Annotated in this window: 12 protein-coding genes and 1 tRNA gene; 10 read left to right on the forward strand and 3 right to left on the reverse strand. The window is 62.4% G+C overall.

Features of this window, described 5'->3' with window-relative positions:
* The first annotated feature begins 178 nt into the window (after positions 1 to 178).
* The 10 genes from AC1RTP_RS19220 to AC1RTP_RS19265 all read left to right on the forward strand — a co-directional run bounded on the left by AC1RTP_RS19220 (position 179) and on the right by AC1RTP_RS19265 (position 7,876).
* Positions 179 to 1,318, forward strand: a complete 1,140-nt coding sequence (locus tag AC1RTP_RS19220) for a CsgG/HfaB family protein (RefSeq protein ID WP_498609555.1) — start codon at positions 179 to 181, stop codon at positions 1,316 to 1,318.
* Between the two features lie 61 nt (positions 1,319 to 1,379).
* Positions 1,380 to 1,456, forward strand: a tRNA-Arg gene (locus AC1RTP_RS19225).
* 138 nt (positions 1,457 to 1,594) lie between these two features.
* Entirely contained in the window at positions 1,595 to 2,071 is a 477-nt protein-coding gene (locus AC1RTP_RS19230) for a DUF3016 domain-containing protein (protein WP_498609557.1), read from the forward strand.
* Between the two features lie 70 nt (positions 2,072 to 2,141).
* Positions 2,142 to 2,519 carry a hypothetical protein gene (locus AC1RTP_RS19235; RefSeq protein WP_498609558.1) on the forward strand — a complete coding sequence of 126 codons (378 nt, stop codon included), beginning with the start codon at positions 2,142 to 2,144 and terminating at the stop codon, positions 2,517 to 2,519.
* Between the two features lie 9 nt (positions 2,520 to 2,528).
* Entirely contained in the window at positions 2,529 to 3,665 is a 1,137-nt protein-coding gene (locus AC1RTP_RS19240; protein WP_498609560.1) for an alpha-hydroxy acid oxidase, read from the forward strand.
* A gap of 167 nt (positions 3,666 to 3,832) precedes the next feature.
* A complete protein-coding gene (locus AC1RTP_RS19245; protein ID WP_498609561.1) occupies positions 3,833 to 4,729 on the forward strand; it encodes a LysR family transcriptional regulator in 897 nt (298 codons plus the stop codon).
* Positions 4,730 to 4,791: 62 nt separating this feature from the next.
* Positions 4,792 to 5,022: a hypothetical protein gene (locus AC1RTP_RS19250; RefSeq protein ID WP_498609563.1), complete on the forward strand. Its 231-nt coding sequence runs from the start codon at positions 4,792 to 4,794 to the stop codon at positions 5,020 to 5,022.
* 13 nt (positions 5,023 to 5,035) lie between these two features.
* Positions 5,036 to 5,413, forward strand: coding sequence for a response regulator transcription factor (locus tag AC1RTP_RS19255; RefSeq protein ID WP_498609564.1), 378 nt, complete (start codon positions 5,036 to 5,038; stop codon positions 5,411 to 5,413).
* A 1-nt stretch (position 5,414) separates the two neighbouring features.
* Positions 5,415 to 6,464 (forward strand): HEAT repeat domain-containing protein, encoded by a 1,050-nt coding sequence (locus tag AC1RTP_RS19260; protein WP_498609566.1) that lies wholly within the window; start codon positions 5,415 to 5,417, stop codon positions 6,462 to 6,464.
* Positions 6,461 to 7,876 (forward strand): glycosyltransferase family 2 protein, encoded by a 1,416-nt coding sequence (locus AC1RTP_RS19265; protein WP_498609568.1) that lies wholly within the window; start codon positions 6,461 to 6,463, stop codon positions 7,874 to 7,876. Before AC1RTP_RS19260 ends, AC1RTP_RS19265 begins: the two co-directional genes overlap by 4 nt.
* On the opposite strand, the gene AC1RTP_RS19270 is transcribed toward AC1RTP_RS19265, so the two are convergent.
* From AC1RTP_RS19270 to AC1RTP_RS19280, 3 genes are read right to left on the reverse strand one after another with little or no spacing between them, the layout of a single operon-like run.
* Complete coding sequence (locus tag AC1RTP_RS19270; protein WP_498609570.1) at positions 7,869 to 10,022, reverse strand: sensor histidine kinase; 2,154 nt, start codon at positions 10,020 to 10,022, stop codon at positions 7,869 to 7,871. The two genes, AC1RTP_RS19265 and AC1RTP_RS19270, sit on opposite strands and share 8 nt — an antisense overlap.
* Entirely contained in the window at positions 10,019 to 10,969 is a 951-nt protein-coding gene (locus tag AC1RTP_RS19275; RefSeq protein ID WP_498609571.1) for a D-2-hydroxyacid dehydrogenase, read from the reverse strand. Before AC1RTP_RS19275 ends, AC1RTP_RS19270 begins: the two co-directional genes overlap by 4 nt.
* Complete coding sequence (locus AC1RTP_RS19280) at positions 10,966 to 11,919, reverse strand: LysR family transcriptional regulator (RefSeq protein WP_498609573.1); 954 nt, start codon at positions 11,917 to 11,919, stop codon at positions 10,966 to 10,968. The genes AC1RTP_RS19275 and AC1RTP_RS19280 overlap by 4 nt, the downstream gene beginning before the upstream one ends.
* Between the last annotated feature and the right edge of the window lie 62 nt (positions 11,920 to 11,981).

Consider the following 11,981-nt stretch of genomic DNA (forward strand, 5'->3'; position numbering starts at 1 on the left):
CTGTAGCTCAGCTGGATAGAGTACTTGGCTACGAACCAAGGGGTCGTGGGTTCGATTCCTGCCAGCCGCACCAGATTCAAGAAAATGCCCCGATGAGAGATCATCGGGGCATTTTTCTTTTCGACGTGCCTAAACTATAATGCGCATTTTGCAATTATCAGAAAGGTAACCGTCGACTATGTCCAAGACTTTCCCAGCTCTGCTGGCAGGCCTGTTCGGCTTCGCCCTTGCCCTGCCTGCCTTTGCCGACAGTGACGGTAAGGGCGCGATTGAAAAGTGTTCCAGCAGCCTGGGGACATTGGCTGTTGCCGAGCCACAAAGCGAGATTCTGACCCACCTCGGGCACTATAAATTGGGCTCGCCGTCCACTATGTTGCGCATGATCGCCCAGGAGTCCGGCTGCTTCACCGTGGTGGAGCGTGGCGTGGCCATGCAAAACCTGCAGCAAGAACGTGCCCTCGCCGCGGGCGGCCAATTCCAGGAAGGTTCCAATGTCGGCGGCGGACAACTGCAGGCAGCCGATTTCGTCATGACGCCAGCGATCCAGTTCAGCGATGACAGTGGCGGCGTGGGCGGCGCTGTAGGCGGCCTGCTTGGCCGCATGCCCGGTATGCTCGGTACCCTTGGTGGCCTGGCTGGCGGTGTGAAGTTCAAGGAAGCGGAAACGACGCTGCTGGTTGCCGATGTGCGTTCCGGTATCCAGGTCGCAAGTGCCGAGGGCAAGGCCAGCAAGATGAACTTCAGCCTCGGCGGCTGGGGCTGGGGTGGCTTTGGCTGGGCCAGCGCGGGCGGCTATTCCAAGACTCCAGAGGGCAAACTGATCGCAGCCAGCCTGCTGGACAACTACAACAAGATCGTCCAGGACATCCGTAACAAACCGCAGCTGATCCAGGTGACGTCGGCCGCATCGCAGCGCAATGCTGCCAATTCGATCAAGGCAACTACGCCCGGCCAGGGCTCGGTACAGCGTGCCTCCTACGCACCGGCTGCGCCGGTACGTGGCGGTGAAGATGGCGGCGGTATCGCGGGCGTGTACACCGCCCAGTTCATGGGCGACGACAATGGTACGGTGAACGTGATGGTCGCGCCCAGCGGCGCAGTGACTGGCATGGGCAAGTCCAAGAAATTCAATGTGGCCTTCCAGGTCAGCGGCACCGTGACGCCCGACGGCGAATTGGCCATGAGCGCCCAAGGCAGTGCAGGGGGCAGCAAATTCATGGGCAACGTTAACCCGAAGACGGGCGCCGTCATGGGCGTGTGGCAGTCGATGGCAAATGGCGGACTGCAGGGCACATTCACCGGGCAGCGCCAGCAGTGACCCGCACTGTCCCTATCGCCACTTCCACGTAGCGTAGGTGCATGCTATACTCCTGCCTTAAGCGGCTGTAGCTCAGCTGGATAGAGTACTTGGCTACGAACCAAGGGGTCGTGGGTTCGATTCCTGCCAGCCGCACCAAATTGAGAAGGGTCCATACCGGAAGGTGTGGACCCTTTTTACTTTTCAGCGCAAAACAATTGCACGCCGGCACTGGCCTTCTTCCGGTCGCGATGGCGGTCCTGGGACAATAAGGCTGGAGAGGGCTATACTTTAGGTATGAATAAACTCATTCTCGTTGGTGCCGCCGCCGTAATGCTCCTGGTTTCGGCCAGCGCCTTTGCCACTGCCAACGTCACCTTCGTCGGTATCGACAAGATGACCGATGTGCCGCATGACTTCCACAAGCGGGAAGATATGCAGTTCGCCTTGCGTGAGCACTTCAAGCGCTTGTCCGAGCAACTGCCGGCGGGGCAGGTGCTGAAAGTGGATATCCTCGATATCGACCTGGCCGGCGAAGAATTCCCGCGCGTCTCAATACAAGAGGTCCGCGTGCTGAAAGGCCAGGCCGACTGGCCGCGCATGCACCTGCGCTACAGCATCGAGCAGGATGGCCGATCAGTCGCCAGCGGCGACAGCGAAATCTCCGACCCCGGCTACCTCATGGGCAGCAACCGCTACAACCAGGAAGCATACGGCTACGAAAAGCAAATGCTCGACGACTGGTTCCGCAAGGAAGTCCTCAAGCGCCACTGAGCTGGATCAAATTCGCACAGCCGTTAAGCGCGCAGAATCGTACCTGTGCCTGCTTGACGGAGAAATGGCCATGCCTAAAGATGAAAACATGGACGTGCGGATCGCAATTTTGGAAACGAAAGTCGACGATTTGTTGGGCAAAGTCGCGACCTTGCGTCAAGAAATGGCAACGAAGTCGGACATTGCCAACTTGCAGACGCAACTTGATTTAATGCAACGGCAACTTGATGCAATGCAGGGACGATTAGATGGCTTCAAGGGTGAAATTGAACGCGCCGTCGCTGATGCGGCTCAACGTCTTGAACAGCGTCTCGAATTCGAAATCAAGTCACTCGCAACCAAGGCGGAGCTCGAAAAGGCCGTCAATAAGGCGCTCCTGAAAGGCATCGCTATACAAACTGCAATCAACATGGCGATGATCTCAGTCGTGGTGCAATTCCTGCGTTAATATTCAGGAATGACACTCATCACTTGCATCGAAGACCTGCGCCGCCTGGCCAAGCGCCGTGTGCCGCGCATGTTTTATGACTATGCCGATTCCGGCTCCTGGACTGAATCCACCTACCGCGCTAATGAAAAGGACTTCCATAAGCTGAAGTTCCGCCAGCGCGTGGCCGTTGACCTGAATAACCGCAGCCTGCGCACGACCATGGTGGGGCAGGAAGTGGCGATGCCGGTGGCGATCGCGCCGACCGGGCTGACCGGCATGCAGCATGCTGACGGTGAAATCCTCGCCGCGCGCGCGGCGGAAAAATTCGGCATACCGTTTACGCTGTCGACCATGAGCATTTGCTCGATCGAGGACGTGGCGGCGCATACGACCAAGCCGTTCTGGTTCCAGCTGTATGTGATGAAGGACCGCGATTTCATCAACCGCCTGATCGACCGCGCCAAGGTCGCCAATTGTTCGGCGCTGGTGCTGACGCTGGACTTGCAAGTGCTGGGCCAGCGCCACAAGGATTTGCGCAATGGCCTGTCCGCGCCGCCGCGCCTGACCATCGCCAATATGCTGAATATGGCGACCAAGCCGCGCTGGTGCGCCGGCATGCTGGGCACGTCGCGCCGCCAGTTCGGCAATATCGTCGGCCACGCGACATCAGTGTCGGATATGAGCTCGCTGTCTTCGTGGACCAGCCAGCAATTCGATCCGAGCCTGTCGTGGAACGACGTCGAATGGATCAAGCAACGCTGGGGTGGCAAGCTGATTATCAAGGGCATCATGGATGCCGAGGATGCCCGACTCGCCGCCAACAGCGGCGCCGATGCGCTGATCGTTTCCAATCACGGCGGCCGCCAGCTCGATGGCGCGCCGTCGTCGATCGCTGCACTGCCGGGCATCGTGGAGGCGGTGGGCCGGCAAATCGAAGTGCATATGGACGGCGGCGTGCGCTCCGGCCAGGACGTGCTGCGGGCAGTGGCGCTGGGCGCCCGCGGCGTCTACATCGGCCGCCCCTTCCTGTACGGGCTGGGGGCGATGGGCGAGGCAGGCGTCACGCGCTGCCTCGACATCATCCGCAACGAACTGGATATCTCGATGGCCTTCTGCGGCAAACGGGATATCCAGCAAGTCAGCAGGGAGATCCTCCTGCCCTGAAAACCAGGCCTGCCAGGAGCTTGCAAATTTCGTCGAACAGGGAGGGTTTGGTGTTGTCCATTTGCGTTTCCTTTCTGCTAAAGGTCGAAGTAAGCGCATTGTGAACTGTTTCATTGTTGGGATAAATGCTTATAATCGAATTGAATATCCCAAAAATGGAGCAATGAATGGATAGGCTGCACCACATGCGCTTGTTCGTCGAAGTGGCCAGGCGCAAAAGCTTCCGCGCGGCCGCCGAGGCGCTGGACATGTCGAATTCCACCTTATCGCGCAATATCGCCGAACTGGAAAAGTCCATCGGCCTGCGCCTGCTGCACCGCTCAACCCGCAAGGTGGAGCTGACCGAGGCGGGCGACGCCTATTTCAAGCGCTGCCAGGGCATCGTCGAAGAAGCGATGAACGCCCACGAGGCCTTGCTGGACTGGTCGGAAAAGCCGGCCGGCATCCTGCGCGTGACCATGACGTCCAGTTTTGGCGTGGGCTACCTGGCGCCGGTGCTGATGGAGTTCGCCGACATGTACCCGGACATCAAGATGGAATTCGATATTTCATCGCGTACCGTGGACCTGCAGTCGGAACCCTTCGACGTTGCGATCCGCATGGGACAGCCGCCGACGGCGCCATCCACCCTGGTGGTGCGGCGCATTGCAATGATGCCGCGCTACCTGTACGCCTCGCCGGTCTACCTGGCCAAGATGCCGCCGCTGGAACATGCCTGCGACCTGATGCGGCACACCATGTGCGGACGCTTTTTCTCGAGCCGCGTGCCGGAGATCTGGCGCAAGCTGTATCGCGGCGAGGAAGTGGTGGAGGTGATGGCGCAGTCGCGCTACGCCACCAATAGCGCGGCCCTCAGCATGTCCTTTGCCGCCAACGGCTTGTGCATCTCCGCCCTCGACCCGCTGCTCGCCAAACATGAAGTGCAGACCGGCCGCCTGCAGCGCGTTCTGACTGACTGGCATATGGAACCGATCATGGTGCATGCCTTGACCGAAACCCGTCACTTGCCGGCGCGTGCACGGCTGTTTATCGATTTTTTGCGGCAGCGGCTGGGGCAGGGCTAAGTTGTCGCCCTGGCGCGAATAAGGCATTACAATGTTTGCATCAATCATCGGGAGTACGCGCCATGGCTACGCTGATCCGGCACCGCAAGACCCGCATTATCACCCTGGAAGCAGGGGACGACTTGCACGAGCATTGCAAGCCCCGCGACATCGCGCTGGTGCCTGATCCAGCCGGATGGTGGACTTATTTTATTGGCGAAGATGGTTCGGTTGAGCGCTACGATATTCCCTTTGCGACCTATAATGAGGCCCTGTGGTCGGCCAAGGCCGCCGCGGAATTCGATGCGCAATAAGACTTGAGAACATATGCCGGATACATCCATTCTTGTAATTGAAGACGACGAACATATTGGCCAAATCCTGACGTTTATCCTGCAACGGCAAGGCTACAAGACGACTCTTGCGGCCGACGGGCTGGCGGCGCGCAAGGAAATCATGTCTACCAACACACCGCCATCGCTGGTGCTGCTGGACGTAATGCTTCCCTATATCGACGGTTTCGAATTGGTGCACATCATCCGCGCCCAAGCCGGCTGGCAGGAAGTGCCGATCGTAATGCTGACGGCAAAGCACACTGAAAAAGATATCGTGCGCGCGCTCGACGAGGGCGCCAACGATTATGTGGTCAAGCCTTTCCAACCCAATGAATTGCTGGCGCGTGTGCGCCGCCACCTGAAGGAATAGTTTGGATTACAAGCCGCCTTCCGATATCTACCTGCTGGTCGCACTCTGGACCGGCGTAGGCGCCATGGCGCTGACGGTACTGGTCGGCCTGCAGATCGTCTGGCTGCGTTTCGCGATGCTTCGCCTGCAGCGCCGCGAACAAGCCTTGACGCTGAAGTGGCGGCCCTTGCTGAATGCAGCGATCGCCGGCGACGAGGTGGGCAATCTGCCGGAGCTGGCGCAGCGCGACCGCGTGCTGTTCATCAAATTATGGCTGCACCTGCAGCAAGCCGTGCGTGGCGAGGCGAGCGAAGGCTTGAACGCCATCGCGCGCCGCCTCGGCTGCGACGCCAATATGCGTGTACTGCTGGTGCGCGGCAACCGCGCAGAGCGCCTGCTGGCGACGCTGGCGCTGGGGCATATGCGCGACCGGGAATCATGGGCGCCATTGGCGCGAGCGGCGCATGCCGCCGACAGCGCGTCCTCCGTGCATGCCTTGTGGGCGCTGGTGCAGACCGACGCAGAACGTTCGGCGCAGGAAATGGCGCCTTTGCTGCTGCGGCGCGACGACTGGCCCTTGTCCCAGCTGGCGAACATCTTGCAGAACGCCCGCAGCGAATGGCAGCTGGTGCTGGCCCTGGCCTTGTTGCGCGTGACCCCGGAAGAATTGCCGCAAGCCTTGCGGCTGGTGGCGGCCTTGCGCATCGACTTGCCGCAGCCGCAGCTGAAGGGCTACCTGGCCAGCGGCCAGGCGGAAGTTGTGCTGGCCGCCTTGCGCCTGGCGCGTACGCCAGCCGTACTGGAACAGGTGCGCGGTCACCTGGACAGCAAGGATTGGCGAATCCGCCTGCAGGCGGTGCGTGCGCTGGGCGAACTGGGCGATCGCAGCGACGTCGCGCGGCTGCGCGCCTTGCTGTCCGACCCGGAGTGGTGGGTGCGCTACCGTGCGGCCCATGCCTTGCTGTCCTTACCCTTCCTGACCACGGCTGAACTGGCCGAATTGCGCAATTCCGGCGACCGTTATGCCGCCGACATGCTGGCGCAGGTGGCGGCCGAAATGGAGGTGGCGTGAAGCCCGACTCGCAAGTAATCCACGCCATCACCATTTGCGTGCTGGTCTACTTCGTGCTGCTGAATGGCGGCTACCTGCTGCTCAATTTCCTCGCCATGTTCGCGCTGCGCCGGCGTGCCCAGGAAGCAGTGCTGGACGACCTGCCGCAGGTGTATTCCGCGCTGGAGCCGCCGATCAGCATCCTGGTGCCGGCCTATAACGAGGAAGCCACGATCGCCGCTTCCGTGCGTTCGATGCTGCAGCTGTCGTATTCGGAGATGGAAGTCATCGTCGTCAACGACGGCTCGACCGACCGCACGCTGCAGGTGCTGACCGAGGAATTTGCGCTGGTGCCTTTCCCGGAGGCGTACCGCATCCAGCTTGAGACCAAGCCTGTGCGCACGATTTACCGCTCCACGCGTTTCCCGAACCTGCGCGTGATCGATAAAGCCAACGGCGGCAAAGCCGATTCCCTGAACGCCGGCATCAATGCAGCACGTTACCCGCTGTTCTGCGGCGTGGATGCCGACTCCATCCTGCAGCGCGACAGCCTGCAACGGCTGGTGCGGCCCTTCCTCGGCGACCCGCAGATGGTGGCAAGCGGCGGCACGGTGCGCATCGCCAATGGCTGCGAGGTGCGCGGCGGCTTCCTGACCCGGGTCGGCATGCCGAGCAGCCCCTGGGCGCTTTTCCAGGTGGTGGAGTACCTGCGTGCCTTCCTGTTCGGGCGCCTGGGCTGGTCCGTCATCAACGGCATGCTGATCATCTCCGGCGCCTTCGGCCTGTTCCGCAAGGAGACCGTGGTGGCGGTGGGCGGCTACACGCCGAAGTCCATCGGCGAAGACATGGAACTGGTGGTGCGCATGCACCGCAAGCTGCGTGAGCGCGGCATTCCCTACAAGATTGAATTCGTGGCCGACCCGGTGTGCTGGACCGAGGCGCCGGAAGACCGCAAGCAATTGCGCAACCAGCGCATCCGCTGGCAGCGCGGCCTGTCGGAAAGCCTGAACAGCAACTGGGGCCTGATGTTCAGCCGTCACGGCGGCGTTGCGGGCTGGCTGGCTTTCCCATTCTTCGTCTTGTTCGAATGGCTGGGCGCCCTGGTTGAAATGCTTGGTTATGTGTTTATGGCCGTGGCCTGGTGGCAGGGCTGGATCTCCTGGGATTCGGCGGTGATCTTCCTGTTCGTGGCGATCGGCCTGGGTATCCTGCTGTCCGCCTTCGGGCTGCTGCTGGAGGAGATTTCCTTCCACCTCTATCAGCGGCCAGGCCAGCTTTTATTGCTGGCGGCCGTGGTGGTCGCGGAGAACTTCGGCTACCGCCAGTTGAACAGCTGGTGGCGCCTGGTGGGACTCTATAAGTGGGCGCGCGGCGGCGAGGCCAAGTGGGGCGTGATGAACCGCAAGGCCGGCTGGCAGCGCGACATCAATTAGACGCCGGCAGTACCACGTGGAAGGTCGTTCCCTGGCCTTCCTCCGTCTCAAAGCCGATGCTGCCGCCATGCTGTTCAACAATGGCGCGGCAAATCGCCAGGCCCAGGCCAGTGCCGCCTTTGAGGCGCGTATCGGAACTATCCGCCTGGCCAAACTTCTCGAAGACGCGGGAGCGGAATTCCAGCGGGATGCCGGGCCCGTTGTCGCTGACGGACAGGCGCACGCCTTCCGGTACGGCGGCGCAAGCCAGGGTCACGGTGTTGAATTGGGGTGAATATTTGATGGCGTTGGACAGCAGGTTGACCAGCACCTGAACCAGGCGGTCATGGTCGCCGCGCACTTTCAGCCCACGCCCATCGCCCTGGCGTTCCAAAGCCACGGGGCGCTGGGCCGCGCTGCCGCGCACCGCATTGAAGGCTTCTTCCAGCAGCGGGGCGACGGTCAGTTCTTCGCTGCGGAACTCCATTTTGCCCGCTTCGATCTTCTCAATATCCAGCACGTCGTTCACCAGGCGCACCAGGCGCTCGCTGCTCTGGTAAGCAATGTTGACCAGGTGCTGCACGTCCGCCGGCAACTCGCCGGCGCCGCCCTCGATCAGCATCGACAGCGAGGCGCGGATCGACGTCATCGGCGTGCGCAGCTCGTGCGAGACGGTGGCGATAAACTCGTTCTTCATTTCCTCCACCTGGCGGCGCTCGGAAATATCGTGCAGGAAGGTGGTGAACAAGGCGTCGGCAGGGCGGCTGACGCTCGCTTCCACCGTCAGCTCCTCGCCGTTGCGGCGGATCAGGGTGAGTTGCACGCGCCGGCCAAAGCTGGCGGAGTCGCTGCCGCGGGCGGCGGCAAGCGCGGCTTCCTGCTGGGCGCGGAAACGCTGCGGCACCATCAGCCCGATATAGCTCTTGCCCACGGCTTCCTCGCGCGTCCAGCCGAACATGCGCTCGGCGGCCGGATTCCAGTCGCTGATCAGGCCATCGGTATCGGCGGCGATGAAGGCATCCTGCGCGCTGTCGATGATGGCGGCAATGCGTTGCATGGCTTCGCGCAGCTGGCGGGTGCGGGCGCTGACGCGGCCTTCCAGGTTGGCCACCAGGGAGATCAGGGTGCGCGACAGCGCCTGCACCTCGGCGTAAGGCGCCAGCTGCGGCAGCGCAGCTGCCTCGCCGTGTCGGATGCGGTCGGCGGCATCGGCCAGTTCGCGCAGGGGGCGGGCGATGCGGCTGGCGAGCGGGAAGGCTAGCAGCGAGAACAGGGCGGCCATGGCCACGCCCATCCACCACGCGCGCTCCTGCAGGGCGCGCACCGGCGCCCAGGCGCTATCGACGCGCTGGCGTACCAAGACAGTCCATCCCAGGCCTGGGTAGGCGGCGTGGCCGCGCGTATGCGCATAGCCGACCAGGTAGTCGACACCATCTTGCCAGCGCTCGACGCGGTAGCCGGCTTCCTTGCCTGGCAGCGGCAAGGATTTGGCTTGCAGGCCCGGCGGCCCGAGCAGGACCTTGCCCTGGCGGTCGACGATGATGGCTTGCACTTCCCGGTGGACGCTGGCCGGTGCGATCACCGAGCGTTCCAGTTCGCGCGCCCATTGCCAGGACAGGTGGGCGCCCAGCACGCCGCTGCCGTCGGACAGGGGAAAGGCCAGGTCAACGAATCGTTGTACGTCCGGGCCGGGAGAGGGCAGCAGCTTGGCCAGCAGCACGGCGTCGTGTACGTCGCCGACAAAGGTGCCGGCTTGCGCATTGCGGTACCAGGGACGCTCGCTGACGTCGGCGCCTTCCAGCAGGGTGCCGGTAGCCGCCAGCACATGGCCGTCGCCGCTGGTGGCTCCCAGCCAGGCATATTGGGGATAGCTGCGCTGGTGCTGTTCCAGCGTGGCGCGGCGCGCTTCCGGCGTGGCGGCCGCACCCATGTCGGGACGCTGCGCCAGCAGTTGCAGTTCGCGGTAGCGCTCGAACATATTGCGGTCAAGCTTGTCAGCGGCTTGCAGGGCCAGGTCCGACAGGGCGCTGCCGATATCGTCCTTGACCTGGTTGCCGGCGGAGTGGCCGATGATGGCGGCCAGCACGCCGCCCATCAACATCGCCAGAGCGCAGAACGAGAGCGCCAGGTAGGTGCCCAGGCCAGCCTTGTAGCGTGCGCGCTTCATGCGACGCGGTTGGCCGGGCGGCCTGCGATGAAGGCTTCGATATTGTCGATCAGCTGGTCCGCCAGGCCTTGCATGGCCTGGCCGCTGGCCCAGGCCGAGTGGGGCGTGAGAAGGAAGTTGGGCAGTCGCAGCTTCAGTAAAGGATTGTCCGGTAGCGGCGGTTCTTTCGACAGAACGTCAAAGCCGGCGCCCGCGATCACGCCGCGCTGCAAGGCATCGGCCAGTGCCGCTTCGTCCACCAGGCCGCCGCGTGCGGTGTTGATCAGGATGGCGCTCGGTTTCATGCGCGCCAGTTCGGCCGTGCCGATGATGTTGCGGGTGGCGTCTGTCAGCGGAACGTGCAGGCTCAGGACGTCGGAGGTCTCCAGCAGCTCGTCCCAGCTGACGTTGCGTACGCCCAGGTCGTCGCTTGGGGTACGGGTGTGTACCACGATCTCCATGCCGAATGCGCGGCCCAGGTGCGCGACTTGTTTGCCCAGGTCGCCGTAACCAAGCAGGCCAAGGCGGCTGCCATGCAGGTCGCGGATCGGGTGGTGGAAGAGGCAAAAGCGCGGCGACTTCTCCCACATGCCCGCTTCCACGTCTGTGCGGTAGGCCAGCAACTGCCGGCGCAGTGCGAGCATCAGCGCGAAAGTATGCTCCGGCACGGCTGCATGGGCGTAGCCCTGGATATTCGACACTACGATGCCGCGTTCGCGTGCTGCAGCCAGGTCGACGATGTCGGTACCGGTGGCGGCCACCGCGATCATTTTCAGGCCGGGCAGGGCAGCCAGTGCCTCGGCGCGCAGCGGCACTTTATTACTGATGGCGACCGTCGCCCCTTGCAAGCGCTCGATAGCCTCGGCCGCGCTGGACGCAGGGTATTCCACCCATTCATGCGCGAAGGCGGGATGCCGGATGTCGGCGATGATGCTGTCTCGGTCCAGGAAAACAATACGTTCGCTCATGCAGTCAGCTCCAAAGGCGGGTTTGCGGCGGCGGCCAATGGGCGCAGGCGCATTTGAGGGTGGCTGGCCATCAGGTCTGCCACCCATTCCACGAAGACGCGCACTTTGGCCGACAAGTGGCGATTCTGCGGGTAGACCACGTGGATAGGCAGCGGGTCGGTGACCCAGTCTTCCAGTACGCGCACCAGGCGGCCGTTGGCGCCGTGGTTGCCCAGTTGAACGTCCGTCATCATGATGATGCCAAGACCGGCCAGGCCGGCGGTCAGGTAGGCATTGGAATCGTTCAGCGCCACCACGCCCGGCAAGGTCATTTCGATGCGCTCGCCGTCGCGCGTGTAATCCCAGTTGTAGATCTTGCCCGTCTTGGACGAGAAATAGTTGATACAGCGGTGCCGTTCGAGGTCGCGCGGATGGCTGGGCGTGCCGAAGCGCTCCAGGTAGGAAGGCGCCGCGCAGGTGACAAAATTAAGCAAGGCGACGCGCCGTGCGATCAGGGTGGAATCGGCCAATTGGCCGCCCCGCACTGCACAATCGACGCCTTCCTCGATCAAATCGACAGGACGGTCGCTACAGCCCAGTTCAAGCTGGATATCCGGGTATTGTTCAAAGAACGAGGGCAGGGCAGGCACCAGGATTTCATTCGAGAGCCCGGTCGGCGCATCGACCCGCAGCCGGCCGCTCGGGCTCAGTCGGGTGCGCGACAGCGATTCCTCGGCGTCCTTCACGTCGGCCAGGATGCGCAGGCATCTCTCATAGTAGGCGGCGCCGTCGGCGGTGACCGAAACATGGCGCGTGGTCCGGTGCAGCAGCTTGACCGAGAGGGCCGTTTCGAGTCCGGCCACCAGGGTAGAGACGGTGGCTTTGGGCAGTTGCAGGGTTTCCGAGGCGCGTGTGAAGCCCCCGGCGTCGACCACCTGGACAAAGACTTCCATTGCTTGCAGCTTATTCATGGTTCCACCCCATTGTTCGAGATTCTGAACAATCAATTCAACATTAGTGTATTTTTCTTATT

The sequence above is a fragment of the Pseudoduganella sp. GW821-FHT11H04 genome, from assembly GCF_058807935.1.